Raw genomic sequence first — 26445 nt, 5'->3', positions numbered from 1 at the left:
GAAACCGCGAATGCTCCAGCGGACCGGTGTGAAAGGACCACGTGACATGGTAAACGAGGAGAAGCTCCGCGAATACCTCAAGCGGGTGACGACGGACCTGCACGCCACAAGAAAACAGCTGTTGGCGACGGAGAAGCAGGCTCGGGAGCCGATCGCGATCGTGGGGATGGGGTGTCGTTTCCCCGGCGGCGTAGCCTCTCCGGAGGATTTTTGGGAAGTAATTTCGGGCGGTGTGGATACGGTAGGGGCGTTTCCGTCGAATCGCGGTTGGGATCTGGCTAAATTGTATGATCCTGATTCTGTCAGATCGGGTACTTATTATGTACGCGAGGGTGGGTTTCTACACGATGCCGATTGCTTTGACCCGGAGTTTTTCGGGATCAGTCCGCGTGAGGCGTTGGCGATGGATCCGCAGCAGCGATTGCTCCTCGAGGTGGCATGGGAGGCGGCTGAGAATGCGGGCGTGGATCCGCTGTCCTTGCGGGGTGGCAAGGTCGGTGTTTTCGCGGGTTTGGGAGCACAGGAGTATGGCCCCCGTCTGCATGACTCGCTCGACGGGACCGATGGTTACCTGTTGACTGGGCGTACGGCCAGTATCGCTTCAGGTCGGATCGCTTATCTTTTTGGTTTGGAGGGTCCCGCGGTCAGTGTTGATACGGCGTGTTCGTCGTCGTTGGTGGCGTTGCATTTGGCGTGTCGATCGTTGCGTGCTGGGGAGTGCGATATGGCTCTTGCCGGTGGAGTGACGGTGGCTGCCACTCCGCTGGTATTTGTGGAGTTCAGTCGTCAGGGTGGCCTTGCTCTGGATGGCCGGTGTAAGGCCTTTTCGGCTGCGGCTGACGGTATGGGTGTGGCTGAGGGTGTGGGGTTGCTGTTGGTGGAGCGGTTGTCGGATGCTCGTCGGAATGGGCATCGGGTGTTGGCGGTGGTGCGGGGTTCCGCGATGAATTCCGATGGAGCCAGTAATGGTTTGACCGCACCGAACGGTCTCTCTCAGGAGCGAGTGATTCGGGAAGCGTTAGCCAATGCTGGAATGTCGACACAGGATATTGATGTGGTAGAAGCCCACGGTACGGGCACGAAGCTGGGTGATCCCATCGAAGCTGGAGCCCTGCTCGCGACCTATGGCCGGGATCGGCCTGTCGGCCGACCAGTATGGCTCGGTTCGGTGAAGTCGAATATTGGTCATACGGCTGCTGCTGCGGGTGTCGCTGGGGTGATGAAAACGGTGTTGGCGATGCGTTATGGAATACTGCCGAAGACGTTGCACGTGGATGAGCCGTCGCCATATGTGGATTGGGCCAGTGGCGCGGTGTCGTTGCTGAGGGAGCGGATTGCGTGGCCGGATACGGGTTCTCCGCGCCGGGCTGGGGTGTCCGCGTTCGGGATCAGTGGTACCAACGTCCATCTTATTCTGGAACAGGCACCCGATCCCCAGCCGGAGCCAAGCCTGACCGGGGCATCCGGTCTTTCCCGTGCCAGCCTCGCCCCCGTAGATGGGAGCGTGGTGGCGTGGGTGGTGTCGGGTAAGTGTGCCGCGGGGTTGCGGGACCAGGCGCTGCGGCTGGCTTCTCATGTGGATGCTGATCCGCTACTCGATCCGGTCGATATCGGGTTTTCTTTGGTATCGACCCGGTCTGCGTTCAGTCATCGCGCGGTGATCCTGGGGCGGGAACGTGCCGATTTCCTTCGGGGCCTGAAGGCCGTGGCCGATGGTGACATCGGTGTCGCCGCCAATGTCGTTCAGTCGGTCGCATGCAGGGAACCGGGTAAGACGGTATTCGTGTTTCCGGGTCAGGGTTCGCAATGGGCAGGGATGGGTCGCGAACTGTTGGAAACCAGCCCGGTCTTCCGCGACCGGATGCTCGCGTGTGGCGAGGCGTTAGCTCCTCATGTGGAGTGGTCGTTGCTGGATGTCGTCCGTGGGGTCGCGGGGGCACCCTCGCTGGATCGGGTCGATGTGGTGCAGCCGGTGCTGTTCGCGGTCATGGTGTCACTGGCGGCGGTGTGGCAGTCGCGGGGGGTGCAACCGGACGCGGTGGTGGGACATTCCCAGGCGGAGTTGGTCGCGGCATGCGTGGCGGGCGTTGTGTCGCTGGAAGACGCGGCGAGGATTGTGGCGGTGCGTAGCCAGTTGATCGGTGCGGAGTTGTCCGGTAGGGGTGGCCTGGTAGTGCTATCGGTATCGGAGGAGCGGGCCCGCGAGTTGATCGTGGCGTGGGGGCCTCGGCTGACTGTCGCGGCGCTCAACGGCCCGACACTGACGGTGATTGCCGGTGACTCGGAAACCTTGGACGAACTGATCGCTGCCTGCGAGAAAGACGGGGTACGTACCCGACGGGTCCTCATCGACTATGCGTCGCACTCTGATCACGTCGAGGTTATCCGGGACAAGATATTCGAACAGATTACGGATGTGGCGGTGCACCCGGCCCGGATCACCTGGTTGTCCACGGTGACCGGGCAACCGGTGGACACCGATGTGCTGGGCGTGGACTATTGGTATCGCAATCTGCGGGAGACCGTGCGCTTCGCCCCGGTAATCGAATCCCTGGCCAAGGACGGATATCGAATATTCATCGAGGTCAGTCCCCATCCGGTGTTGCTCGAGAGTGTTCATGACATCCTCGAATCCGCCACCTATCCTGCTGAGCCGGTGGTGGTGGGTAGTCTGCGGCGGGCACAACCGGAGGCTTTGTCGCTGTGCACCGCCCTCGCCGAGGTGTATACGCACGGTGCGTCCGTCGACTGGAGCACGATCTTCGCTGACACGGACGCCCGGCAGGTGGAACTACCGACCTATGCCTTCCAACATCAGCGATTCTGGCTGCAAGACGACCAGCCCCTGACCGTCGCCGCTGCCACGGCCCAGGAGACAGGCCTCTGGCAGGCAATCGACTGTGACGATCGCGCGACGCTCGCCCAGACACTCCACCTCACCAGCGATGAGGAAAAAGCGGCGCTGGACCGTATGGTTCCCGCGCTCTCGGCATGGCATCGTGATACTCGTGACCACAACGCCGTTCGGCAATGGCGTTATCGCGTTGCCTGGAAGCCCCTCGCCGACGGTATCGCCGCGAATTCTGTCGAACTCACCGGAGCATGGTTATTCATCGTCCCCGCCAGCCACATCGATCACCCATGGACCAAGGCGCTCACTGTCGCCTTGACCGACCATGGTGCCCACGTCGTCCCCGTTACCCTCACCATGAACGAGACCGATCGCAGCGCTATCGCCGATCACCTGGGGAACACACTTGCCAACCTGCACACGCCAGCGGAAGCGGTCTTGTCCCTGCTGGCACTCGACGAACAACCCCACCCGCGATATCCGGCGCTACCCAACGGTCTCGTGGCCACCGTCGGGCTCATCCAAGCTCTCCGAGACACGGCCACGCCGGCACCTCTCTGGCTGGCCACCCAGGGCGCGGTCAGTACCGTCCCCGCCGACCTTCTTACCCACCCCGGCCAAGCCCACGTCTGGGGCGTGGGCTTGACCGCCTGCCTGGAATACCCGGACACCTGGGGAGGGCTCCTGGATCTCCCCGACACCCCGACACCCACCGTCGTCGGGCGCACCCTGCGCGCACTCGCAGACTCACACCCGGAAGACGAACTCGCTGTACGCCCCACCGGTATCTATGGCCGACGGCTCGAGCACGTACCGGGCACCGACTCTGCCCCTACCCCCTGGGCGCCGTACGGAACAGTCCTCGTCACCGGGGGAACAGCTACCCTCGGCGGTCACCTCGCGCGCTGGCTGATCGGCAACGGCGCTCAACACATCATCTTCGCCAGCCGCCGCGAAGGCCCGCGCTCGTCAGTCGCCGACGAGCTACGCGCCGAACTCGCGGGCCTCGACGTCTCCACTGTCGTCACCGAATGTGACACGACCGACCGCGAGGACTTCGCGCGGCTGCTGGACAGCGTGCCCCAGGAATACCCGTTGGCAGCCGTGGTGCATGTAGCGGATGTACTCGACGAGGCCAGGCTGGACAGTCTTGTACCAGCCCAACTCGACGCAGTCGTCGGTTCGGCGGTGGCGACGGCCATGAACCTGCACTCTCTCAGCTCGGAGACCGGGTTGTCCGCTTTCCTGCTGTTGTCCTCCGCGGCTGGTCTCGTGGGCAGCCCCGGACAGGCTCAGCAAGCGGCCATCAGTACCTTCTTCGACGCCCTCGCCCAGTACCGCCGCATGCAGGGCTTGCCGGCCACGTCAATCGGATCGGGCCCGTGGGATGACCAGACCTTCGGCGGCGGTGCGCCGGAACGGGATCTGTCCCGGCAGGGAATCGAAGTCATGGCACCGCCGCTGGCCGTCATAGCGCTGCAACAGACACTGGATGGCAACGACACCGCTGTCACGATGGCGAACGTCGCCTGGGAGCGGTTCGCGTCTACGCTCACTCTTGTTCGCCCCAGTCCTTTACTCAGCGCACTTCCTGAACTGGCGCGGGAACATGACCCGGCCGAAACCCCTCGGCAGCTGGTTGATACTGGTGCGAGCTTCCGTACGCGACTAGCGGGACGCTCCGAGGCCGACCAACAGGACTTGCTCCTGGAGCGGGTTCGGGCCGATCTGGCGGCGTTACTGGGTCATTCCTCGATCGGTGAAGTCGCCGCCGACGAAGATTTCCTGAAAATGGGTGTTGATTCGATCATCGCGGTTTCGCTGCGAAAAAAGATCAAGGCAGCCACCGGGATCCAGCTTCCCGTCACTTTTACTTTCGACTATCCCACGCCGGCCGCGTTGGCCGCCCGGCTGCGGACGAAATTTGCGGAAACTATCTCGAACAGCTCGGCTGCCGATTCCGCTGAGGGTGATACCGGAAGTGTCGGACCCTTATTCGACTTGGCTATGAGCCAGGAGAAGTATGCCGAGGCGATGGACCTGCTGAGCGTGACAGGACGCATGAGGAAGAAATATCGACGGATATCGGAGTTGTCCAATCGCCCGTCTCCGGTTTACCTTGAACGCGGTGCGGAGGGGCCGATGATTATCTGCCTGAACACGGTAACCCCGACGAAGGGGCATTTTCATTATGCACGCTTTGCTTCCACGTTCCGTGGAATTCGAGATGTCGTTGTGCTCGACTCGCCGGGATTCATCGAAGGCGAGGAGTTGCCGGACAGCGTTGACGTGCTCGCGGAAACTCAAGCGGCGGCCGTCCTCGAATGTGCCGCAGGCAAGCCTTTCGTGCTGGTAGGGCACTCCTCTGGTGGTTGGATAGGGCATGCTGTCGCCAGCGGGCTGGAAGCTCGAGGAGTTCAACCAGCCGGGCTTGTATTCATTGATACTCGGTTTCTCGGTGGCATAAGCTTTGGTTTGGTCGGTATATTCATGTCCACCGTACTCGACTACTGGGGCGATTACTGGTCCGCTGAACACGCGCCTCTGTCGGCATTCGGGACCTACTTGGATCTGTTTGCGAAATGGAAAAGGCCGACTTTGACGACTCGGGTTCTGACGATTCAGGCGACAAAAAATCCTTTGAAATATCTCGATGTAGAATTGCTCATGCCAATGGATATTCATGTAAATGAGACGCGTGTCAAGATGGCTGGAGATCATTTCACTGTCCTGTTGGACGACAGGCTTTGTCGCGAAGTAGCGACATTGGTGGGCGAATGGTCCAAATAAGCAGGGATCATGAAAGTCATGAACGTGAAATCTTTGCGCCGTTGCTAACAATTTTATGCGTAATACTCAATCTGATCTAAGGAGACCAGCATGTCGCATTTTGGAGTCAGTATCCCGATGCGTGGTTTACCGATGCGCAAGATTCCCGAGTACGCGCGACGGGCCGAAGAGGCGGGCTTCCGTTCCCTCTGGGCTATTGAGGTGAACCGGAGTCCCTTCACTCAACTCGCCATGGCCGCGGCCGTGACGAGCCGGATCGGTCTCGGGACCGCGGTAGCCCAAGCGTTCCCCCATTCCCCTTTCGCGATGGCCAACATCGTCGCGGATATCGATGAGATATCCGAAGGGCGCGCTATCCTCGGCATCGGTCCCGGTGTCCCTGCTTTATTGAGGGTTCTACATTCCGACGATGCGCAAAATCTGGTCGGGAGGATGCGAGAGTTCATCGATGTCGTCCGCACTTCTTGGGAATATCAGAATTCCGAAGGCGACGTGTCCTGCGAAGGAAGACATTACAGCTTCCGGGGCTCTTCGATCGACCCCTTCCGCAGTCGTTCTCTCGCACGCCCGCGTATCCCCATGTATTTGGGAGCGATGGGCCCACAGATGTTGCGTCTCGCCGGAGAGAAGGCGGATGGCGTGATCGGTGCACTCTTGTCACCCAGCTACATCGAAGACCACATACGACCCAACCTCGCGCGGGGAGCCGAGCGTTCGAACCGGGACCCCGCGTCAATTGAAATCGTGTCGCTCGCGATCTGTGCCGTCTCCCACAACCGTGAAGAGGCGATGCGACGGGCCCGCCTCCAAGTCGGCGCTTACCTGGCCCTCCCCTCCGTGACCGACTCGGTCGTCAAGTTCTACGGTTTGGAACGGGAACAGGAAGCCTTACGTATCGCTCTCTACAAATCCGGATTCGCCGCTCTCGAAGAAACGGATGACAAGTTGGTCGAAGCATTCGCCGTCGCTGGCACCCCGAAGGAAGTAAAGGGCCAACTCAAAGAATATCAACGCACCAACCCGCACATCATTCTGCACGCTCCGTATATGTCACCCCTGACCGACGAAGAAATCGAGGATGGATTTCGTTCCATCCTCGACGCGTTCGCCGATTCAGGCCAGGAATAAGCCCGGATCGGGGCAATCTCGGTGCAGCGATGTCAGCCTGAGATATTGGACGGCGCGTCGTGGCGTGAGCTGATGCTCGGGCGATCTCGAGTGGTTGGTGTTAAAACGGGACGCCCGGTTTTGTCAAGTCAAGTGAATCCCTTATTCCTCCGGGGTGACGCTTCGCGGACGTGAATATGGTGTCGGGTGCCCGCGGATGCCGATGCTTACTTGGATGCGTGAGTCAGTCAATGAGCCAGGCGCTGAGGCCCGACCTCGAGGGGCACGACTGTTGCTTCGCGCACGCCGGTCAGAATTTCGGTTCCCTGATCGACACTCCGGGCAGCCCGCCCCTTGGAATGTGCGGAGCCGGTTGGAGGACAGGCAATTGAAGACGAAACCGGAAGTGATTCCCGACGAGGATCGCGAGCGGTGGTCAAGCGGGTCTGCGCGATCGACCGAACTCAACTCAACTCAACGATGACGGGAGCTAGTGCCTCGTCCAGATAGGTTCCCTCGGTAATGTCAACGGAACGCGAATCCCGGATCTGGCACAAATTTGGTGATTCGGTCGGTCGGGTTACTCAGTCGCTCAACAGGATTCGCTTCCGGAGTAGGTCTGGTTTCGCGCGCCCGAACATCTGGCGTTTGATCATCTTGATGCGGTTGACGTGCCCTTCGACCGGTCCACTGCTCCAGGGCAGGGTCAAGCCAGCGGTGACCGCATCGAGGTCGCGGCGCAGGCCGCGGACGAACGAGTGCAGGGCGGGCAAGTCGTCGGCATCGACGGCGGCCATCCATCGCTCCAGCTCACGGCCACGAAGGTGGACCATCATCGTCGCGAAGGCTCGGACGTGACCGGCCAAGGCGGTGAGCTCGGCGCTTCTGGCGAGGATCGCGTCGAGCCGCTGCTGATCGTCGGGATCGAGACGGGCAGGATCGCTCATGATCCAGCTCACCACGCGACGGACCGACGGTGGCTTGGAGACTGCGCGGGAAATGTGACCGGTGGTGCGGAATGGGTGCAGGTAGTTGAGCAGGATCTTCGGGCCTCCGCGGTAGCCGAGTTCCTGGATTTCGCGGAACAGCTGAGTTGCGTTGGTGCAGCCCTCATTCCATCGCTGCTGTAAGTATGGCTTGAACTCCTCGAGCAGACTCCGGCGCTGGCCAGTGCCGTTGTTGACCAGCAAGTCCTCGACGCTGGCGGCACGGGCGAAACGCCGCACGGTTCCTCGGGCAAGCCCGAGCTGGACGCCGATGGCTCGGATGCTCAGGCCGTCGCCGAGCAGTGCGTGGACTGCAGCGTAGCGTTCGCGGGTCCGGACAGCCCACTTGTCCGTCCTGTCCGTTGGTGGCTCGACCACGCCGGAAGTCATCGGTATTTGCTGCTGGCGCGCGATCATCGGCTCGACCTCGCACTCACCGACGGCCGTGGTGCCCAAGCAATCTCGGTGTCGGGCCACGACGTGTTCGACCGCTTCGCCGAGGTTGTGCCAGATGTGCCATCGGTCAGCGACTTGCAGAGCATCGGGTGCCCCGGCTCTCACGCCCTCGGCGTAGGCACCGGCGCGGTCCCGGCACACGATCTCGACGCCGGGATGAGCACGCAGCCACGCGGCAAGAGTGTCGGCGGTGCGGTCGCCGAGCACGTCAACCGGACGTCGGGTTTCGATATTGATCAGGATCGGTCCGTAATGGTGTCCACGGCGCAGAGCGAAGTCGTCGACCCCGAGTACGCGGGGTGTGACCTGGTCCGGATCGGGAAGCGCCCGGATCTGCCGCAACAGTGTCATCCGGCTGACCGTGGCTGCCAGATGACCGGTCATCCGGGCACCCGGACGGCCACCCAATGCCAGTGCGACCGCGCATAGCAAGCGCTGCAGCATGGTCATGCGTCGGGCATGCCGCCCCGCCAATCCTGGCAGTTGCTCGGCGAAAGTCCTCCTGCCGCAATCGGAGTTGCCGCAGAACAACCGCCGCACCCGCAACCGAATCTCCACCTCGCGGCCGGTGATCGCGGTGTCGGACAACCGCCGCCGGTAGCGACTATGGACCCGCTGCGATGACATTCCGCAGCCCGGACAAGCGGTTGCCTCGTCACGGGTGCTCACGTCGAGGATTACCCGAACCCCGGTCGAGGTCATGCCGTCGATTTGCAGCCCATCCAGATGGGGGAACAAGACCGCGAGCGGTCCAAGATCAGAACACCGGCGACATGATCGATCATCAAGCGCCCGTTGGCAATCCAGGTCGGGTCAATCACGCAAACCGTGCCAGATCCAGTATTCACGTGCTGTCGACAGGTAACCGGGTGTCGTATCGATCGGGTCCGGCCGGTCGGTGATGCTGCTGGCGGAGGTGATGCCGGTGGCTCGGAAGCCGGAAGTGTTTGTGCGGTCGGTGACCATGAAGAGGGTCGAAAGCTGGCGAAGATTTCTCGGACGAGTAAGCAGCCGGTTCGGATGCGGCGCGCGATCGTAGTGATGGCCTCGGCTCAAGGGCAGCCGGTGGGATTGATCTGTCGGTTGATGCAGGTCTCGGAAGGCTATGCGCGCCAAGTGATCCACGAGTTCAACGAACAAGGGTTCGCGGCACTGGACCCAAAATGGAGCGGGGCAGGCCGAGCAAGACCGACAAGATGACGCGTGAGCGTATCGGTCAGATCGCTCGGTGCTGTCTCCGTGATCCGGGGTGGCCGTTCTCGGTGGGAGCCTGTCCAAGCTCTGTGATGTGTTGCGCCAGAACAAGATTGCTGACATCAGCCGCGAGACGCTGCGCCAGATCCTCAAAGCCGAGAGGGTGTCGTGGCAGGCCACAGCGACCTGGAAAGCAGGCAAAGACCCCGAATTCACCGACAAGATGGCCCGAATCCTCGACCTCTACGACAACGCGCCCGCCGACGGGCGAGTGTTCTGCGTGGACGAGTTCGGGCTGCCGAACCTGCAACCGCGCGCCGGTCGCGGCTGGTATCCCCGACGCCGGCCCAAACGGCTGCGCGCGACCTATCACCGCACCCACGGGGTGCGCACCTGCTCGGCGCACTCGATTTGGCCACCGGCAAGATCTGCTGCCGCATCCGAGAACGCAAGCGCTGGCAGGAATTTCTGGCCTTCCTCAAGACCCTTCGCCAACGGTGGCCGGGCGAGAAGCTGCACCTGATCATGGACAACTTCTCCCCGCACAAGCGGGCCGAAGCCCAAGAGTGGGCCGCTGCCGACAACGCCGAGCTGGTGTTCTTACCCACCTACTCCTCGTGGCTGAACTGGATCGAGTCCGAGTTCGCCGCGCTGCGCTACTTCGCCCTCAACCGCACCGACCACCACAGCCACGGCGAACAAGACGACGCCATCGCCGCCTACATTCGCTGGCGAAACCAGCACATCGACCCAAACGCGACTTCGCCGTCAACTCCAAGATCCGGCTGCCCGATTACCTGCCCTACGTTGCTTGACGAGGCACTAGCCGCAGAGCGCGTGGTTCGCGCACATGGTGGCCGGCCGCTGATGGGGCGAGACATTCATCGCGCAAGGCAATGTGCACTTCAAAGGCGTATACAGCACCGAACAGGTCGGTCAGTACGCACACTATTGTCACGGCAGTACCCGCCGAGGTGACTGACGACGAGCCCGTCGTTGCAAAAGCGTGTCGGCCGAGCTGATCAGCTCGGCCGACAGCAGCGCTCATGCTTACGCGGTGGTGTAGACGCAAATGGCGAATGCGTAAAACCTTACTTGACCGACAGCCCGCCACCGTGCTGATCGGCGCGGGCCGTCACAGCACAGGGCGGCAGGGTCGTCATCCCATCCCGAGGGTACTGAGCACTAGTGAGGCAAACCCCAGGACAATGGCACCGCCAGCAACCACTGGAGCTATTACGGAGCCGACAAACGGAACCGCGAAGGGCAAAAGTGCAGCCCCGATAAGACCCCCAACGGTTACCGCCGTCGAACCCATCAAACCGACTGCTGATCCCATGCGCTTTCCCTTCCGTTCGTTCGCGACTCGAGGTGTCGATCAGAGAATAGCTAGAAAGGCAGAGCAATCCGCGTGGCTGTAAGACCGTGTCAAAATCTGGATCGAGGCAGGTCAGCGAGGCTAATGTCAGGTTAGGTTAACACCCAGGAACCATCCTCCTCCAAGTAACACTCCGATCTTCCGCGCAATCGCAGAATTCGAACCGATGTATCCGATCATCACCGGCCTACGATCAATCCCCTACTACAACTCGGCACCGGCAGCATCGCTGCCGGTGGAGCAGATCAGCAACCCGGCACCCCTATTACCGCACCGACCTTCCTGGACGCTGCACTGGCTGCACGTCGGTGTCACTGGACATGGTCCGGATGTCGTGGTTCTGTCCGGTGGGCCGGGCTGTTTTCTACCGCGAGAACGACGGGCTGGCACTTCGGGGGGATGCGGCGTGGTATCCGGAAACCAGGGGTGTTGGACGCTCTGAGGGTGGGCCGCACAACCTCGGTCAGGCAGTCGCCGATATCGTAGCGGTGCGGCGAGCCGGAGGTTTCGACGGCTGGGTTGTACTCGGCCATTCCTGGGCTCGGACCTGGTGCGTTACGCGCAGGATCATCCTGAGCGGGGAGATGCCGCCGAGCACGTATCCGGTCGTCCGTTCGGCCTTCGCCGACCGAGTCAGGTCCATTGTCGGCGTCGACGGGCACGGATTGCGCAAGGACCGCACCTGGTTCCAGGCATACGAGTCCTCGCGGTATCTGGAAGCCGACATCGAGATCGACGGGAACCAGGCGTTCACGGCGCACTGAGCGCGTCGTTCGTGCAGTGGATTCGCGAACCCGACGTGCTCCGCTGGCTGGCCGACTCCACTGTCGTCATGACATTCATTCCCCGCAGCATGACATCCGCCCGTCATGGCCACTGCGGCAACTCGTCGCGTTATCCCGCACGGCAGATTCGAGGAACTACCCGGAGTTGAGCACAACCTGTCGGTGCCTGCAATGGTTCGGTTTTCGGCGCGTGCGGAAAGGTTGCGTATCGAGAGGTCAGCTCTTTTCCGCGACGAACCCCTCTTCGTCATGCTGCACAACTGTCTCCACGGCGAGATACAGCTGAGCCGCATCGCGTGGGTCGGTCAATCGACGGCCGGTCAGCTCTTCCAAGTGCCGAAGCCGGTAACGCACGGTGTTGCGGTGGCAGAACAGCGCCGTAGCCGCCACATCGGTTGAACCACCGGCGGTGAACCATGCTCGCAGTGTCTCCAAGAGGGAGGCGCGTTCGTGCTCTGGCAGGGCGAACACTGAGCCGAGGACTTGGACTGCGAGGTAGCGGGCGGTATCGGAGGCGGTCGAGGCGAGTGTGGCGATCGGATCATCGCCATAGTGGCGAACCTCGGCGGTGCCGGACGACGCGCAGGCCGCCGCGATCCGCGCGCGTTGATGTGCGAGCCCAGCGTCGCTGATCTGCTCGAACACCGGGCTGACGCCGACCCCGGCGTGCTGAACTCCGGCGAGTGCCTTGTCCAGATCCTGCGCCGAAGCGCGCGGCCCCAGCGTCAGCACCGCGGCCAGCTGATCGGAGGAAACCCGCCACACCGAAGCAATGCCTCCGCGGGTTAGAGCTGAGGCGCAGATGTGGTCGGTCTCGGGTGCTGGTTCGTCCACGATCATCACCTGGAACTGTCCATGCTTGGCCAGGCCGAGAGCATCGGCTGCGGCCCATCGAGCGCCGAGCTCTGATCCGCCTTTGAGAAGGGTGTCGAGTTGGTGGTTGCGTTCGGTTTGTTGTTGACGGGTGCGCGATGCGACCGCCTCGCCGTAGGCCTCGCGCAGTTCGGTCGAGTAGTCGTCCAAAACAGTCCACAAGACGGTCGCCTGCGACAGGACAGCCTCGGCGTGGCGGCGATCGGCAAGGTCTGCCGTGGCGGCCAAGGTTTCCCAGATGAAGCGTCCGCCGATCCGGAACCCGTGCAGTACTGCCGACAACGGCACGCCTTGCTCCGCCCGCCGCCGCCCGAGTCCGCGCACCACCCGCGGGTCGAGCGGCGCTTCGCCGGCCAGGTACCGATAGAACTCGGTCAGCATGTCCACGCAGACCTGGTAAGCGTCCTCGGCCGGAACCAGCACACCCACCGCCAGTTCCGCCTCCGCGGCGATCACCCGCCGCGATAGCTCCGCCGCGAGTTCATCCACCTTCGTCAGCGCCGTCACACCGTATTCCACCAGCTCACGGGGCATGGCAGAAGCCCGAGCGGTCATGTCAGCACGATACCTTCCATCGATACTCAGTTCGTCCTCAGCGCGGGGTGTGTTCGCGGCCGCAGTGGCGATGAACGCTGTAGGCGCCTGGCTCCAGGCGAGCGCACAGACGGCTGAGGCCGATGATGCCGCCTGATTGTGCGTGCGCACAGATCGGGTTGGATTTTGCGCGCTCTGGCGCCAACGACCTTTTTGCACTGCCGTGGCATCGTCGATCGGGTAGGCAGACGTCGACCGAATGGATCGACTCATCGGAAGGGTGATTCGTATGGGTATCGACACGGCTGTGAAAGACGATATTTTAACATTATTCGACCGGTATGTCAGCGGCTGCGAAAAGATGGTTTTCGAGTACGGGGACGAAGAGGCCAACATTCGGGACCTCTGCCGGGACTGTATGACCTGGACCTGGACCGGAACGAACGAGTCGGGTTACCTGGGTCAAGCGGGTATCGACGCGAGGATCCCCTACTACATGGAATACATCGAGACCATGCGATGCAATGAATACGCGGGGCATACCATTACCGACCGCACGGTCGACCTGATTAATGATCGCGCCGCCCTGGTGGAAATAACGTGGAATCGCTACAACGGCGAAGGCAAGGTCTTCCATGTTATCCGCTGGGTGTATTTCGTGGTCAAGACCGACCTGGGCTGGCGCATCGATGCTTGTGCTTCGCGCCAAAATCCTGCACCCGTGGCTTGATCGTTCGTTCCGGCAGTCGGCACCACGATCTGCGAGCCATCGACATCGGAGGTAGTTGCGATATGGATCATATTCCGCCGCTCGATATCATCGCTTTGCGCCAGACGCTGGTCGCCAGGGGAGTGAACCCGAACATCAATCCGCCCGTTGCAGAGTCGCGGCAGGCTCAGGAAGCGTACGGGCTGTCCGCGCCGTTCCCCGACGGTATGGCTCGTTCGTCGTCGACGCTGGGTGGCGTGCCCACTGAGGTCCTGTACCCGGTGAGCGGGCGGACGCGAGGCGCGCTGCTGTACTTCCATGCCGGTGGCTATTCCAGTGGTAGCCCGGCCGGTCACGCGGCGCTCGTTGGCAACCTCGCACAGCGGGCCGGGGTAGCCGCCTACGTTGTCGACTACCGGCGCGCGCCGGAGAACCCGTACCCGGCAGCGGCCAATGACGCATTCGAGGCCTACCGCGGGCTGCTCGCCCTCGACGGCGTTACCGCCGACAGGGTGATCGTCGCGGGAGATTCCGCAGGCGGTGGACTTTCGCTGATCGTCGCGCAACGTGCCGCGGCCAGCGGACTACCGACACCTGCTGCCGCCTATCTCATGAGCCCATGGGCCGACCTCACCCAGTCAGGCAAGTCGTACGCCATATCGGCAGACCACGACCCGATGCTCAGCCGAACCGCGCTGTCCGATCTCGCCGATATCTACCTCGGCGACCACGATCCCACCGATCCGCTGGCCTCACCGGTATTCGGCAAGTTCAGCCACGACCTGCCACTGCTGCTTCACGTCGGCTCCGACGAGGTCTTGCTGAGCGATTCCCTGGCCGTCGCGTCCCGAGCCGCCCTCGGCGGGTCGGCGGTCACGCTCAAAGTCTGGCCGCACATGATCCATTGCTTTCCCTGGTTCCACCACGAACTCGCGGCAGGCCGCCAAGCAATCGACGAGGCCGCCGAGTGGATCACGACCATGCTGCCGGAACAGCAGCCGTCCGATCAGGAAGCGGTCGAATTGCAATCCGCCTGATCTCGACCATTCGGCGCGTGCGATGCCGATAATTGTTGGCGAGCACAGTCTTTGATCGACTGCGTATACCGGAACTCGAGTCGACAACATAGGGAACGGTATGGTAATTGTTCTGGACACCGACCAATTCGATCCGTGCGACCGGGCGGATGTGGTGGCGTCCGCCCTGCAGGAGGTGTCCGTGCCGGCGTACATCATGCACAGCCCCTGGCGCGGTTCGGTCTACGCGCGTCACGAAAGCTGGCAGTTCGGGCAGCTTCGTATGCATCGAGCTGTAATGTCCGGTTTGGCCGTGGCTCGAACGCCGAAACAGATTCGGAATTCACCTATTTCGTTGCTCGCGGTCCAACTACAGCAATACAGCAGTGTGCGTCTGACTTGCGCCGAGACTCAACATGAGATCGCGCCGGGTCAGCTGGCCAGCCAGGATCTCGATCTGCCGTACGAGATCGACTGGCGCGGTGGGCAAGGGCTGTCGGTGTTCGTCTCGCGCGAGCAACTGGGTCTGTCGGTCGAGACGATCCGCACCGCCCTGATTCGGCCACAACGTAGCCCGTTGTATCGCTTTCTCGCCAAGCACATGGCGCTGACCAGTGACGTCGGCGACAAAGATAGGGAGCGATGTCGGGGCTTCGGCTGTTGGCGATGCTTGTGTGGAGCTGGTGCGCGCCTTCCTGATGTCGGTAGCCACTCACCGCAAGGAAAATGGCACCGCTGTTCCCCAAGATATTTCGGTTACCCAGATTCGCGCATACGTGCGTAGCCAACTGTCCGATCCCGACCTGAACGCGGCCATAATTGCTCGCGCCCACAACATTTCGGTCCGCTATCTATACAAAGTATGCGCCCGCGCGGGACTCAGCCTCGAGAAATCGATCATTACCCAACGACTCGTGCGCGTCCGCGACGACCTCGCTCGACCCTACACTCGCCATCGGACGATCGCAGCGATTGCCTACAGTCCGAGGCCCTGCGCACTTCACCCGGCGATTCCGCGCCGCCTACGGCATGACGCCCAGCGACTGGCGACGAGAAGCCCTCGAACGGTCTGATCGCACCGAGGCGCCGCCGCGCCACACTTGGCAGCGGGCGTCTCGGCTCGTCGGCGTTGACGGCGGCTTCGAGGAAGATTGCGCATTGTCCAGATCGAAGCATCGTTGTGCATGAGCACAGAATTGGGTTGGGTTTGGGCGCCCTGGCGCCAACGACCTTTTTGCGTCGCCGTGGCATTGTCAATTGTGTAGTCAGATGCGTCTCGATCCAAGGAAATGCTAGTTGATCAGCGTCGAGTGAGAGGCAATCACATGAATTCCAGGAAATTCGTATCGACATCACTTGTAGCCATCGCGGCCACCCTCGTCGCAGCAGGCACCGCGCACGGCGAATCGGAAATTCCCTTCATTGCCGGCGGCAGTGATCGAGGTGTGAACTACACCGCCACCTTATCCGACGATCACCTCGGCGTGACCACGCACCTGAGCTCCGGCAAATTCGACGTGGCACCCGATGAACAGTCGGTAACGGTGACCGCAGCCGACGGTACTCTCCTGGCGCAATTACCCATTACATTCAATACTGCAGGACGTGAGGGTCGGCTGCTGCCCGAGATCGACAGGGACGGCACCACGCTTACGCTGCGTCCTGCTGGTAACCAGATCGCGGTTACCGATGTCGCATTCAACGACAGTATGCGCAATATGGTACAGCCACAGCTGAAGGACGCCGGTTTGATCGGCGGGCTGGTCTTCGGTCTGATCTGCGGGTTCGTGGGCGCCATCACCTTCGGGATATTGGGCCTGGCGTTCTTCATCGTCGGCGCGGTACCTGCCGCGATCATGGGTGCGGTCGGTGTGGGCGCCTTCTGCTTCTCCGCCTTCGGAGCCATGACCCCATTCTGATACCCGGTCAGTGCGAGGAACTGTATTTTCGCGTCGAAAGTGTCGGATCTTCTCGTATCAATGTTGAGCTGACAAATAGTCGATCTGCGCGATCTCTATTTGCTGGGCGGACACCATGGCCGACGCCAGCTGCTTGACCTCAGACAGTGACGCGTGGTCGGCGGCGAACTGCGCCATGACGATTCCTCCGTGGTGATGGTTCAGCATCAGGCGAAGGAACTGCTGGTCGGCATCGGCGGGTGTCATAGTCGCCAGCTCGGTCAGGTCCGGCCCGGACGCCATGCCTGGCATCACTTGCGGATGGAACGTGTCGGAGTGGTCAGGGTGCTGCCGATGCGGCATCCACGCCATGGGATGGCTTGCCTGTTCTGTCATGTTCCACAGCAACAGCCACCCCTTCAGCTGGCCCATCTGCAGTTGCTGCGCGGTGAGTATGTTGCGGGCAAGCACACGAATTTCCGGTGCTGCGGATTGCTCGAGGACGATTAATGACATCGTCACCGCTTGGCTGTGGTGTTCGGCCATATCCCGGGCGAATCCGATGTCGACGGGGCCGGGTTCGTGGGTGCTCGACGCCGATGGGCTCGGTCCGGTAGAACGGCCGATCCAGATACCCGCGGCGGTGGCTGTAAGCACCACGCAGGCGATGGCGGTCAGCTGACGCGCACGCACGGTCATGGAACGTAGACCTGCATATCGGCCTCGGGAAGATAGACGCTGTAGGACGCTCCGCCGACGATATAGATCTTCCCATCCGCTGCGACGCCCTGAATTCCGTGACGCCCGCGCTTCATGGGCTCTCGGGTCGACCATCTCAGCGAACGTGTGTCGAGTACCTCGTTATCGGTGAAGGACGGGCCGATTCCTGCACCACCGATGGCGTAGATCATGTCCCCGATCGGTACCACAGCGAGACCGCCACGCCCGTGTGGGATGAGTGCGATCGTGCTCCAGCTGCCTTTCGAGAAGTCGAAGACGTCGGTCGGGCGAATGAAGGCCGGTTGGACGACGAACCGGCCACCGACCGCGTAGAACTTGTCCCCGACGATGGCGGCGCCCAGATGCTCGCGTGGGTTGGGCAGATCTGGTAGTGCGGTCCAGGTGTCGGTTGCTGGGCATTCATCGAAATAGCCGAAAGCGAGGTAGTCGCGCTGCCCGCCCGCCACGTAGATCTTGCCGTCGCGCACAGCGGCACCGGTGGCGCCTCGAATCCGCTGCAGCGGCATCCGGGCACGCTCGGTGAGCTTGTTGGTTTTCGGATCGTATTGCCACACAAGACCGTTCGGGATCAGCGCGGCACCCTCGAGCCCCCTAAGTAGTAGATCTTGCCGCCCGTCGTCACGGCTTGCAGATGATGCACCGGCACCGGGAACGGAGCGACTTCGGACCAGGCGGCGGTCGGTATGTCGAATCGAAACTGCTTGTCGGAGAACAAGCCGACCTGGCCAGGTAAGCCGAGGCCACCCGCAACATAGATGTTGTCGTCTAGCATTACCGCCCCGACCTCCTGGATCGCGGCAGGAGGCGCCGGTGCCCACTGCCAGTCGGAGGTCAGATTGGCCGATGACGGCGGGGCAATCGCGCACGCCAAAGCTACGCACATGGCTTCGGTGAACAGTATCCGCATCGCTACGACCTCTCTGAGCAGGTCAACCAGCGTGGCTACAAGCATTCCCTAGCGAAATGCCGCTATGAATGTAGCCATGGAGTAGCGCTCGCTGGTGGATCGACGCGGACCGAGTTCGACGGCGTGGTCGAACCGCCCGGGTGGGGTCGACAGCGTTGCCCCGGATGTGGCGATGGATTCGCGCCTATCGTGCGGAGTCGATGGTTTCGGAAGGGAGGGGTGCGCTCTTCGCGAGGTCGGGGTGTCTGGTGAAGGACGGGACGCGGTCGAACAGGTGGGTGGCGACGAGTCCGGTGGTCGCTCCGATGCCGCCGACGATGGCGACGTGGATCCACGCTGTGCGCAGGCCGGACAAGGGGGAGGAGTTGTAGTACAGGATTGATCGCAGACCGGTGATGATCGGACGCATCGGTTCGAACGTGGCGATTACGCGGAAGAATTGGGGGATTGCTTGGAGGGGAATGGTTCCCGCCGAAGAGGTCATGGCGAGGGCTACGAAGAAGAACATGTTGACCAGCGGGGCGAAGGCTCCGAATATGGCGAACACCGTGAGTGCGCCGATGCCGATCGCGGCGATGGTTGAGGCCGAAAACAGGAACAGCTGCGTAGGTGCGGGGATCGGCATATCAAGTCCTTTGCCCGCGACGAGCTGGATGATGCCGGCGCCGAGCGGGGCCGCGGCGATCATCACCGACCATTTGACGAGCAGGATATGCAGTCGAGGCAAGTGGGTGTATTGGCGTCGCTGAACCTTGGGCCCCAGTTCACTGGGGGTGAAGCCGCTGGCTGAATCAACGATCGGGTGGATCACAGAGGCACCGACGAAGCCGAGCAGCACCAGCACCATGGCGTAGTAGAAGATGCTGGTGCCTGAACCTGTATGGGCGGGAAGGGGTTCCAGCGGAGCCGTGAGTACGGCGAACGGGGTAGCGAGCGCGGTCGCGGCCGACACGGTGGGCGGGTCGAGGGCAATGGTTTTTCCGAAACCCGTGTCGACCGCGGAGATCACGGGCGCCACTTGTCCGGTAAACAGTCCTGTGCTCATAGCGCCGGTTGCTGGGGCGGTGTCGAGGTGTACGACAGCGCGCGCGGGCGGTCCGGCGGCTACGGTTGTCAGGCGCGCGATCTCGGCGTTGAAGTCTGCGGGGATGCGCACTGCGCCGAAGATTTTGCCCGTGCCGATCTTTTGCTGTTCGTCCTGGGCGGTCATCGGGATGAGGTCGATGGCGTTGTGGTTCACGGCGCTCGAGATGGCGTCGCGGATTTGGTCGGCGGCGTTGTTGGCGGTGCTGGTCTGTGGTTCGACGACTATTCCGATCGGGAGGTCGCGTAAATTGCCACTGGGATTGATAGTGCCGCCGAGGTAGACGGCAGGCAACGCGGCGGCGAGTATGAGCAAGAGCAGCAGCGGCGGTAGCCAGGTCGCCGGGTGGCGAGCGAAGTCATGGGTAATTCTCATGGTTCAGCCCAGCCCGATGCTGGCCAGCTGGGTCGCTTGGGCGACAAGACGCCCAGTGCTATCCCAGACATAACATGATTCATCGACCCGCCGCCCTTCGATCAGATGAGCCTTCTGCAGAATCCGTACCGGTCCAGGTGCTGGCAAGGCGCGCACGTATGCGGACAGCTGCAGAGTGGGTACCCATCCGCCGTCAGCTATATCCAGTGTCGCGGGCGGGAACGAATCCACCGCGAACAATAGCGAGAAAGGATCGAAGCGCTCATTGTCGGGCAGTGTCAGCCATCCACGCAGTTCTCCGCGTCCAGTCGGCCCCTGTGTGACGAAGCGCATGCTGTCCGGGTCGAGTCGAGCATCGATCTCGGCCATGATCGCCGCCGGCATGCCATTCGGCATGGTGGAAGGAATTCTGGTGCAGTCCGCGAGGATTGCCTTGGTGGGTTCCGGCGCTCGTCGCCAGAATTCCTGAGTATCGGCTTTCAGGGTGCCCATGATGAGAAGTGCATCGACGCATATGATTCCGTGTTGGACCAGTCGTGCGCGCAGCTGGCTCGCACCGGTGCCAACGCGCACTACTTCGACCTCGATCTCGACCGTACCGATATCGGGAGGCCGCAGGTATTGGGCGGAAGCGGCGAGCACATCGGGGTGCGCCGACGCACCGGCTGCCGCACGAGCGACGATGGCGAGAAGGTAGCCGCCGTTGGGAACATGGCCGACAGTCCATCGAGAACTGACCTCGGCGGTAAAATGGCTCTGCGATTTACGTGTGACAGCGGTAACTGCCGAGAAGGTATTCATCAGGCCCCTTTCCTGTCTCGCTGTTCAACGCTGCGGCTCGCATGACTCCGGTGACAGATCGAGGTCGGTGAATTGCGCCTACCCCTGTCGCAATAACGGTCGAACAGTCGCGACGGAAGAGCTCTGGTTTTGTGTACCTACGATGCTGCCTAGAGAACTGCAGAAGGTCATTGGCGCTGGGGCGCGCGGAGACAGTGATGTTTTGTCGCCGGGCACAATCCGACTCCGCGAACCACCGTCGACAAGATCTAGCGGCAGGCATCCGGATGGATCCAAATCTGTGGGCGCCTGTCTCCCCGAGCTCTACCTTTGGTCGTCGCCGAACATCGTTGGACGATGTTGGTCGAATGGTCTCACCCCGGCCTCGGCGTGATCAGAGGCGACAGTAGGTCAGAACAGGGGGTTGCGGTGGGCGAGCGTGGCGGGGGTTCGGCGGATGACGTCCCAATGTTCGACGATCTTGTCGTCGGTGACGCGGAACAAGTCATAGAAGACGATAGAGATGTCGTCTCGCATTGCCTCGGACATGGTCAGGACGAATTCGCCGTCGGCCAGCGCGTAGTGCAGAACCGGGTCGTGTATGGGCATCCCGTAGGCGGCGTCCAGTTCGAGCGAGGCGCGCAACGCGTCGACCCCATCGGCGATGGTGGGATTGTGCTGTGCGAAGTGCTCGGTGGCGACGAATTCGCCGATGCGATCCAGTTGCCGGTCGAACAGGACGGTCTGCACGAAGCCCACGGCGACCTTGCGGCTTGCCTCGGTCAGTTCCGGGGCGGTGGCCTGAGTCGGGCCGTCGACTTGGGTCCGACCGCTCGTGGTGATGGTGACGACAGGTTGTCGCACCGCCCAGTGCTCAGCGAGCTTGCCCGCTTCCACACGAAAGACATCGAACGCCACCACCATCGGACCAACGGTGTCGATGTACTCGTAGACGCCGTGTAGCGCGACCATATCCTGATCGCCGATCACTCGCTCAAGTCGATAGTCGAAAATATGGGGTTGTTGACTGAGTACGAAGTGACGCAACCCGTTTGCACCACTCGGGGACTGTGCGCTGTTCTCGCGATAGTCAGGGGCAGCCCAGCGATCCGCCGCACTGAGATCCACGTCCACGAGCATTTCCTTGGCGGCCTGCACAACGATGTCCTTGTTTCTGTTCATCGCATTGCTCCGTTCGGTCGATGTTCGGAACACGGGCTGCCGTCGGCGGTAGGGGTCCGCGACCATTGGCAGTTCAGTTAGAGAATTAATCGTAAACATTCAGCCGGTTCGGTAGCTGGATGGTTGTCGGGGGCGTGCGGTGTCGCAGTTGGTGGTATCGGTGCTGGTGGTGCACGATGTGGGGGTGCCGGTTGAGCTGGGAGTCGAGGAGCTCAGAGAGCTTCTGGCGCAGCGTGATCGGCAGGTTGACCGACGTGATGAGCAGATCGCGGCGCTGACCGCGGCAGTGACGGCGTTGTCGGAGACGAATGCGGAACTGGTCGCTCGGGTAGCGCGGCTCGAGCATTTACTGACTCGGAACTCGGGTAACTCCTCGATGCCGCCGTCGCGGGACGACGATCCGGGCCACAAACCCCCGGCGGAGAAACAGAAGAAGCCGAACCCTGCTGTCCAGCAGCGTAAACGGGGCAAGCAGCCGGGGTCCCCTGGCACGAATCTGGCGTGGACCCAAGACCCGAACGCGACGGAAAACCTGTTCCCGCAAGGCACATGCGATTGTGGTGCGGACCTGGCCGGTGGCCAGGATCTGGGAATAGTGGACCGGTATCAGCGCCACGACATCCCGGAGGTGACCGTGCGCGTCACCCAGTTCGACTGCCACGAGGTCGCCTGCGGGTGCGGGCGCACCCACGCCGCGTCGCGCCCGGACGGAGCCCGGTCGGGCCCGGTGGGTTACGGCCCGAATCTGCAAGCTCTGGCCGTCTATCTCCTTGTCGTACATCATCTTCCGGTCCAACGATGTGTGGCGTTGCTGGCAGCGTTGACCGGTGCCGCACCGAGTGCGGGGTTCGTGCACGCCATGCTGGCCCGCACCGCGGCCACATTGGGTGCGGTGCAGGCACGCATCCGGGCGTTGATCGTGGTGTCGCACGTGGTGTGCTGCGATGAAACACCGATCCGGGTCGGCCCGGCCGCCCCGAAGGCGGGGAAGAAGAAAGCCGACAAGTATCTGCTGGTCGCTGCCACCGATCTCTATACCCATTACCTGCTCGGTGGCCGTGACCTCGAGACGTTCAAAGCGTTCGTGCTCAAAGACCTCGCCGCCGCCGGCGCGATCGTGGTGCACGACCGCTACGTCAACTACGACTCCGACCACCTCGGAGCGCTCATCCACCAGTTGTGCTGCGCCCATCTTCTCCGAGATCTCACCGGCGCGGCCGAGGTTTATCCCGACGCCGAATGGCCCACCCAGGTCGCGGACTCCCTGCGCGGGCTGATCCATCACGCCAATCTGGCACGCGCGGAGAACCTTTCGGCGATCGAGAAGGGCGCGGCCCAGGAGTTGATCACCCGGCTGCGGGACGGGGTGAAAGTCGGGTTGTCCGAAACCGTCCGCCACGGTGACCGGCCCGGGGAACGCAAAGCCCGCCTGCTGCTGCAATGCCTGCGCGACCGCGAAGCCGACGTACTGCGCTTCACGACCGACTTGCGCGTCCCACCCACCTCCAACCAAGCCGAACGCGACCTGCGGCCCGCGAAAATTCAGCAGAACATCTCCGGGCGCCTCACCAGCGAAGACCGCACCGAAGACCGGTGGCGCATCCGCGGATACGTCTCCACCGCCATTAAACACGGTCACGCAGCCCTCGACGTCCTACGCGACGCCCTGACCGGACGTCCCTGGATCCCACCCGATCCTGTCCCCGTCTAACCACTCCCAGACAGCAACCCGACCGCACACCGGCCGGGCACACCCTCACACCCGAAAACCGCAGGTCAGCAACGGCGCTGAATGTTTACAATTAATCAAGTGATTGATGATGTCAAGTGTGATAGCCACTACACCGCTGTATATCGTACAAGTGTCGTCTTCAGTTAAAGAGTTAACTTTTGCGTCATGATGTGCGTTGTCTGGTATAGAATCGGTGGCATGGGCAAACCGCCGTTGTTGAGCGACACGCAGCGTCAGTTATGGCAGAAGGTGGCAGTACTGCTGTTCGAGCTTCCTGCGGCGCTCGAGACTCAGTTGCAATACAGCGCGGGCATGACACATTTCGAGTGGAGCGCACTCGCGCTACTGGCCCAGGCGCCGGCTCAGACGCTTCAGCTCAGCGCGCTGGCCCGCGTGGCGCATTCTTCACTTCCCCGGACCTCGCAGGTGGTGACGCGGCTGGAAAAGCGCGGCTGGGTGCGGCGCGACCCGAGCCCGCACGATTACCGTGCGAGGCTGATTGTGTTGACCGATCTCGGCCGCGCCGAACTCGCGGCCGCCCGGCCAGGCCACCACCAGACGATCCAAGCCCTTGTGTTCAACGGACTCGACACCACGCAGGTCGAGCATCTCGATGCCCTCTGCGACCGGCTGCTCGGCAACATCGATACCTATCGCGACACCGCGGGGACCTGACCCGATCTGGTTGGTGCTTCAGGAGTGGGTCTTCTTCACGGCAAGCAGTAGTAAGCGAAGGTGGTGGTCGGGCGGGGCGCGGCGATGCGGATCCTGCCGCAGTTCGGTGTATTGGACCAAGCTGGTTGGCTGATGGTAGTCCGGTTCAGGATCCCCCCAGCGGCCGCTCGTGGAGCGTCACAATGTCATCGGTTGGCTACAACGGAACGGGATCACGGACCGGTTACATCTCGGTTGCCGCGATCGCGAGATCGACCAGATCCGGACGGACGTCCTCGAGCGGCTCGGTCGAGCATTCGGCACGCGCGATGATCAGCGCGCCTTCCACAGTTGAAAGCATGAGCGTGGCCAGCCGGGCAGCTCGGTCGGGCGGTGCGCCGTACTGCACCAGCGCGGCTGCCAGTGCGGCACGCCACTGCCGGTAGGTCTCGCGACAGGCGACGGTCAGCGCTGCGGATCGAGGTGTCGAATCCAGTGTCACCGCGCTGACCGGGCTCCCGCCGAGATAGCCGGTGCGCACCAGCCCTTCGCTCAGTCGGTCGGCCAGTAGTTCACAGAACTCGCGGGCATCGCCGGATCGCGCCATTGTCTCCCGGATGAGGTCGGTGAACTCCGCTGCGGACTCGGCGATCGCGGCTACCGCCAGCTCCTCCTTCCCGCCCGGGAACAGGTAGTACAAGGACCCGCGTGGCGCGCCGCTGGCGGCGACGATCTCGCTCATTGCGGTGGCCTGATACCCCTGCCGCTGCAACAGCTCGCGGGTGGCGGCCAGCAGGCGCCGCCGGGAATCGGATGGTGGGCGTGGCACAGCACACATCATACTATGTTGATCGTTCCACTTACTGGCGTACTCTGGGATGAGTCAATCGACAACGACTATGAGGAGGGCTCATGAAGGTCTTCGTCACAGGGGCTACCGGGTTCTTGGGTCGTCGTGTGGTACACCGGCTGGTCGGTGAGGGGCATGAGGTGGTGGCGCTGGTCCGTGGTGGCGGCCGCGAGGTGGAGGGTGCCACTGTCGTCACCGGCGATTTAACCGACGTGACACAGTGGCAGGACCAGCTGTCGGGTATGGATGCGGTCGCCCACCTGGGCGGCCTGGTCACGGCCTGGTCGCCCTGGCATGAGTACGAGAAGGCCATCGTGGTGCCGACACGCGATCTGCTCGTGGCGGCCGACGCCCACCACGTCCGGCGCTTCGTCTACATCAGTAGTGAGGCGGTACTGCAGCATGGCCAACCGCTGCTGGACATCACCGAGGCGCAGCCAGCGCCGGCGCACCCCAGTTCGGGCTATGGGCGCGCCAAAATCGAAGCGGAGCAGGCGATTCGAGCGCATCGAGGTTCCATAGAGACCATCGTGCTGCGGCCGCCCTTCATGTGGGGGCAGGGTTCGGCACAGTTGGCCGAGTTCGCCGCCCGTGCCCGAGCGGGCAAGCTACCGCTGGTCGATCACGGCACGGCCGCCTTCGAACATGTTCATGTCGACAATGTCGCCGCGGCCGTGGTCGCCGCGCTGACCGAAGGAACCTCGGGCGCTACCTATTTCGTCACCAACGGGCAATCCATGCCGATCCGCGAGTTCCTGGTCGGTGTCCTGGGCGCCCAGGGCGCGCCCATGCCACAGCGTTCGATACCGTCGCGCGTGCTGTATCCGGTGGCGCGTGCGAGTGAGTGGTTGTGGTCGAAACTGCCGCTGCCGGGACGGCCGCCGATCACGCCGTTCGAAGTCGAATTCCTATCGCTGCCAAGGCGTTACGATATCGACAAGGCTCGTCACGAGCTCGGCTACAAGCCGATCGTCACCTTTGCCGAAGGCATCGCCGCTCTCTCCTGACCACACCGCGCACCCATCAACACCTGCCGATGTTTCGCCGGTGTGGGGCGATTGCTTAGAGTGTGTCTTACGTGGTTGTGATTCGCTAGCTCGTGTTGGTTGATCTGTTGTGGTGGAGCAGCTTTCGCTACGGCGGGTGCCGGATGAGTTGTGGGCCTTGGCTGAACCGTTGATCCCGGGGTTCGCCCCTCGACCTCGAGGTGGTGGCGCCGCGCCAGTGGACGACCGCGCGGTGCTCACCGCGATCGTGTACGTGCTGACCAGTGGGCTGCGCCTGGCGGTATCTGCCACCGTCGTTCGGGGTCACGGTTCCCACCGCGCACCCTCGCTTCACCGACTGGACCAACGCCGGGCTGTGGCGCAGGCTACACCGCGCTGTCCTCGATGAGTTGGGCAGCGCGGGCTTGATCGACTGGTCACGCGCGGTCTGCGACGGCGCGTCCGTGCGGGCCGAAAAAGGGGATCCCTGACCGGCCTGAACCCGGTCGACCGGAGCAAGAGCGGATCGAAGATCCACCTGCGCAAGCTCGGAGGTAATGGCCGAAGGCCAGCCAGT

Annotated in this window: 24 protein-coding genes and 1 pseudogene; 15 read left to right on the top strand and 10 right to left on the bottom strand. The window is 62.5% G+C overall.

The window, feature by feature from the left end:
- Positions 1 to 46: 46 nt before the first annotated feature.
- Together ACQPW1_RS30030 and ACQPW1_RS30025 are read left to right on the top strand one after the other, a co-directional pair.
- Entirely contained in the window at positions 47 to 5641 is a 5595-nt protein-coding gene (locus ACQPW1_RS30030) for a type I polyketide synthase (RefSeq protein ID WP_433655139.1), read from the top strand.
- 90 nt (positions 5642 to 5731) lie between these two features.
- Positions 5732 to 6769, top strand: a complete 1038-nt coding sequence (locus tag ACQPW1_RS30025) for an LLM class flavin-dependent oxidoreductase (protein ID WP_433655138.1) — start codon at positions 5732 to 5734, stop codon at positions 6767 to 6769.
- A 563-nt stretch (positions 6770 to 7332) separates the two neighbouring features.
- On the opposite strand, the gene ACQPW1_RS30020 is transcribed toward ACQPW1_RS30025, so the two are convergent.
- Together ACQPW1_RS30020 and ACQPW1_RS30015 are read right to left on the bottom strand one after the other, a co-directional pair.
- Complete coding sequence (locus ACQPW1_RS30020; RefSeq protein ID WP_433655137.1) at positions 7333 to 8892, bottom strand: ISL3 family transposase; 1560 nt, start codon at positions 8890 to 8892, stop codon at positions 7333 to 7335.
- 111 nt (positions 8893 to 9003) lie between these two features.
- Positions 9004 to 9156, bottom strand: coding sequence for a hypothetical protein (locus tag ACQPW1_RS30015; protein ID WP_433655136.1), 153 nt, complete (start codon positions 9154 to 9156; stop codon positions 9004 to 9006).
- A 75-nt stretch (positions 9157 to 9231) separates the two neighbouring features.
- Between ACQPW1_RS30015 and ACQPW1_RS30010 the strand changes: the two genes are divergently transcribed.
- The 4 genes from ACQPW1_RS30010 to ACQPW1_RS29995 all read left to right on the top strand — a co-directional run bounded on the left by ACQPW1_RS30010 (position 9232) and on the right by ACQPW1_RS29995 (position 11526).
- Positions 9232 to 9390 (top strand): helix-turn-helix domain-containing protein, encoded by a 159-nt coding sequence (locus ACQPW1_RS30010; protein WP_433665366.1) that lies wholly within the window; start codon positions 9232 to 9234, stop codon positions 9388 to 9390.
- 88 nt (positions 9391 to 9478) lie between these two features.
- On the top strand, positions 9479 to 9907 hold the full coding sequence (locus tag ACQPW1_RS30005; protein ID WP_433655135.1) for a hypothetical protein: 429 nt from the start codon (positions 9479 to 9481) through the stop codon (positions 9905 to 9907).
- Positions 9796 to 10362, top strand: a complete 567-nt coding sequence (locus ACQPW1_RS30000; RefSeq protein WP_433655134.1) for a transposase — start codon at positions 9796 to 9798, stop codon at positions 10360 to 10362. Before ACQPW1_RS30005 ends, ACQPW1_RS30000 begins: the two co-directional genes overlap by 112 nt.
- Before the next feature lie 888 nt (positions 10363 to 11250).
- On the top strand, positions 11251 to 11526 hold the full coding sequence (locus tag ACQPW1_RS29995; protein WP_433655133.1) for a hypothetical protein: 276 nt from the start codon (positions 11251 to 11253) through the stop codon (positions 11524 to 11526).
- A 237-nt stretch (positions 11527 to 11763) separates the two neighbouring features.
- Here ACQPW1_RS29995 and ACQPW1_RS29990 read toward each other — a convergent pair whose 3' ends face one another.
- The gene (locus ACQPW1_RS29990) at positions 11764 to 12975 is read right to left on the bottom strand and encodes a PucR family transcriptional regulator (protein WP_433655132.1); all 1212 of its coding nucleotides are present in this window, start codon (positions 12973 to 12975) and stop codon (positions 11764 to 11766) included.
- A 268-nt stretch (positions 12976 to 13243) separates the two neighbouring features.
- Between ACQPW1_RS29990 and ACQPW1_RS29985 the strand changes: the two genes are divergently transcribed.
- From ACQPW1_RS29985 to ACQPW1_RS29965, 5 genes are all read left to right on the top strand, one after another.
- Positions 13244 to 13684 (top strand): DUF6841 family protein, encoded by a 441-nt coding sequence (locus tag ACQPW1_RS29985; protein WP_433655131.1) that lies wholly within the window; start codon positions 13244 to 13246, stop codon positions 13682 to 13684.
- A gap of 62 nt (positions 13685 to 13746) precedes the next feature.
- Positions 13747 to 14700: an alpha/beta hydrolase gene (locus ACQPW1_RS29980; protein ID WP_433655130.1), complete on the top strand. Its 954-nt coding sequence runs from the start codon at positions 13747 to 13749 to the stop codon at positions 14698 to 14700.
- A gap of 100 nt (positions 14701 to 14800) precedes the next feature.
- Positions 14801 to 15463: a hypothetical protein gene (locus tag ACQPW1_RS29975; RefSeq protein ID WP_433655129.1), complete on the top strand. Its 663-nt coding sequence runs from the start codon at positions 14801 to 14803 to the stop codon at positions 15461 to 15463.
- A gap of 35 nt (positions 15464 to 15498) precedes the next feature.
- Positions 15499 to 15867, top strand: coding sequence for a helix-turn-helix transcriptional regulator (locus ACQPW1_RS29970; protein ID WP_433655128.1), 369 nt, complete (start codon positions 15499 to 15501; stop codon positions 15865 to 15867).
- 137 nt (positions 15868 to 16004) lie between these two features.
- Positions 16005 to 16598 carry a hypothetical protein gene (locus ACQPW1_RS29965; protein ID WP_433655127.1) on the top strand — a complete coding sequence of 198 codons (594 nt, stop codon included), beginning with the start codon at positions 16005 to 16007 and terminating at the stop codon, positions 16596 to 16598.
- A 57-nt stretch (positions 16599 to 16655) separates the two neighbouring features.
- Here ACQPW1_RS29965 and ACQPW1_RS29960 read toward each other — a convergent pair whose 3' ends face one another.
- The 6 genes from ACQPW1_RS29960 to ACQPW1_RS29935 form a co-directional block, all read right to left on the bottom strand.
- The gene (locus ACQPW1_RS29960) at positions 16656 to 17276 is read right to left on the bottom strand and encodes a DUF305 domain-containing protein (RefSeq protein WP_433655126.1); all 621 of its coding nucleotides are present in this window, start codon (positions 17274 to 17276) and stop codon (positions 16656 to 16658) included.
- On the bottom strand, positions 17273 to 17872 hold the full coding sequence (locus tag ACQPW1_RS29955; RefSeq protein ID WP_433655125.1) for a Kelch repeat-containing protein: 600 nt from the start codon (positions 17870 to 17872) through the stop codon (positions 17273 to 17275). Before ACQPW1_RS29955 ends, ACQPW1_RS29960 begins: the two co-directional genes overlap by 4 nt.
- Before the next feature lie 14 nt (positions 17873 to 17886).
- Positions 17887 to 18225 carry a hypothetical protein gene (locus ACQPW1_RS29950; RefSeq protein WP_433655124.1) on the bottom strand — a complete coding sequence of 113 codons (339 nt, stop codon included), beginning with the start codon at positions 18223 to 18225 and terminating at the stop codon, positions 17887 to 17889.
- 184 nt (positions 18226 to 18409) lie between these two features.
- Complete coding sequence (locus tag ACQPW1_RS29945; RefSeq protein WP_433655123.1) at positions 18410 to 19684, bottom strand: YhgE/Pip domain-containing protein; 1275 nt, start codon at positions 19682 to 19684, stop codon at positions 18410 to 18412.
- Between the two features lie 3 nt (positions 19685 to 19687).
- Positions 19688 to 20485 (bottom strand): thioesterase family protein, encoded by a 798-nt coding sequence (locus ACQPW1_RS29940; RefSeq protein ID WP_433655122.1) that lies wholly within the window; start codon positions 20483 to 20485, stop codon positions 19688 to 19690.
- 390 nt (positions 20486 to 20875) lie between these two features.
- Positions 20876 to 21646: a nuclear transport factor 2 family protein gene (locus tag ACQPW1_RS29935; protein ID WP_433655121.1), complete on the bottom strand. Its 771-nt coding sequence runs from the start codon at positions 21644 to 21646 to the stop codon at positions 20876 to 20878.
- A gap of 139 nt (positions 21647 to 21785) precedes the next feature.
- On the opposite strand from ACQPW1_RS29935, the gene tnpC reads away from it, so the two are divergent.
- Both tnpC and ACQPW1_RS29925 read left to right on the top strand, forming a co-directional pair.
- Entirely contained in the window at positions 21786 to 23357 is a 1572-nt protein-coding gene (gene tnpC / locus ACQPW1_RS29930) for an IS66 family transposase (RefSeq protein WP_433654008.1), read from the top strand.
- A 219-nt stretch (positions 23358 to 23576) separates the two neighbouring features.
- Entirely contained in the window at positions 23577 to 24053 is a 477-nt protein-coding gene (locus ACQPW1_RS29925) for a MarR family winged helix-turn-helix transcriptional regulator (protein ID WP_433655120.1), read from the top strand.
- 223 nt (positions 24054 to 24276) lie between these two features.
- On the opposite strand, the gene ACQPW1_RS29920 is transcribed toward ACQPW1_RS29925, so the two are convergent.
- Positions 24277 to 24861 carry a TetR/AcrR family transcriptional regulator gene (locus tag ACQPW1_RS29920; RefSeq protein WP_433655119.1) on the bottom strand — a complete coding sequence of 195 codons (585 nt, stop codon included), beginning with the start codon at positions 24859 to 24861 and terminating at the stop codon, positions 24277 to 24279.
- 83 nt (positions 24862 to 24944) lie between these two features.
- On the opposite strand from ACQPW1_RS29920, the gene ACQPW1_RS29915 reads away from it, so the two are divergent.
- The gene (locus tag ACQPW1_RS29915; RefSeq protein WP_433655118.1) at positions 24945 to 25889 is read left to right on the top strand and encodes an NAD-dependent epimerase/dehydratase family protein; all 945 of its coding nucleotides are present in this window, start codon (positions 24945 to 24947) and stop codon (positions 25887 to 25889) included.
- Positions 25890 to 25998: 109 nt separating this feature from the next.
- Positions 25999 to 26409, top strand: a pseudogene (locus ACQPW1_RS29910) (transposase); the annotation flags it as partial.
- Between the last annotated feature and the right edge of the window lie 36 nt (positions 26410 to 26445).

The organism is Nocardia sp. CA-128927, from assembly GCF_050955855.1.
Taxonomy (GTDB): Bacteria; Actinomycetota; Actinomycetes; order Mycobacteriales; family Mycobacteriaceae; genus Nocardia.
Note: the sequence above shows the minus strand (reverse complement) of the source record. Positions and strands in the feature narration are given on the sequence as shown.

Excerpts from the sequence above, each read along its gene's own strand:
- ACQPW1_RS30030 (WP_433655139.1), top strand. The coding sequence starts at position 47 with ATGGTAAACGAGGAGAAGCTCCGCGAATACCTCAAGCGGGTGACGACG.
- ACQPW1_RS30025 (WP_433655138.1), top strand. The coding sequence starts at position 5,732 with ATGTCGCATTTTGGAGTCAGTATCCCGATGCGTGGTTTACCGATGCGC.
- ACQPW1_RS30020 (WP_433655137.1), bottom strand. The coding sequence starts at position 8,892 with ATGACCTCGACCGGGGTTCGGGTAATCCTCGACGTGAGCACCCGTGAC.
- ACQPW1_RS30015 (WP_433655136.1), bottom strand. The coding sequence starts at position 9,156 with ATGGTCACCGACCGCACAAACACTTCCGGCTTCCGAGCCACCGGCATC.
- ACQPW1_RS30010 (WP_433665366.1), top strand. The coding sequence starts at position 9,232 with ATGGCCTCGGCTCAAGGGCAGCCGGTGGGATTGATCTGTCGGTTGATG.
- ACQPW1_RS29990 (WP_433655132.1), bottom strand. The coding sequence starts at position 12,975 with ATGACCGCTCGGGCTTCTGCCATGCCCCGTGAGCTGGTGGAATACGGT.
- ACQPW1_RS29985 (WP_433655131.1), top strand. The coding sequence starts at position 13,244 with ATGGGTATCGACACGGCTGTGAAAGACGATATTTTAACATTATTCGAC.
- ACQPW1_RS29980 (WP_433655130.1), top strand. The coding sequence starts at position 13,747 with ATGGATCATATTCCGCCGCTCGATATCATCGCTTTGCGCCAGACGCTG.
- ACQPW1_RS29975 (WP_433655129.1), top strand. The coding sequence starts at position 14,801 with ATGGTAATTGTTCTGGACACCGACCAATTCGATCCGTGCGACCGGGCG.
- ACQPW1_RS29965 (WP_433655127.1), top strand. The coding sequence starts at position 16,005 with ATGAATTCCAGGAAATTCGTATCGACATCACTTGTAGCCATCGCGGCC.
- ACQPW1_RS29960 (WP_433655126.1), bottom strand. The coding sequence starts at position 17,276 with ATGACCGTGCGTGCGCGTCAGCTGACCGCCATCGCCTGCGTGGTGCTT.
- ACQPW1_RS29950 (WP_433655124.1), bottom strand. The coding sequence starts at position 18,225 with ATGCGGATACTGTTCACCGAAGCCATGTGCGTAGCTTTGGCGTGCGCG.
- ACQPW1_RS29945 (WP_433655123.1), bottom strand. The coding sequence starts at position 19,684 with ATGAGAATTACCCATGACTTCGCTCGCCACCCGGCGACCTGGCTACCG.
- ACQPW1_RS29940 (WP_433655122.1), bottom strand. The coding sequence starts at position 20,485 with ATGAATACCTTCTCGGCAGTTACCGCTGTCACACGTAAATCGCAGAGC.
- ACQPW1_RS29935 (WP_433655121.1), bottom strand. The coding sequence starts at position 21,646 with ATGAACAGAAACAAGGACATCGTTGTGCAGGCCGCCAAGGAAATGCTC.
- ACQPW1_RS29925 (WP_433655120.1), top strand. The coding sequence starts at position 23,577 with ATGGGCAAACCGCCGTTGTTGAGCGACACGCAGCGTCAGTTATGGCAG.
- ACQPW1_RS29915 (WP_433655118.1), top strand. The coding sequence starts at position 24,945 with ATGAAGGTCTTCGTCACAGGGGCTACCGGGTTCTTGGGTCGTCGTGTG.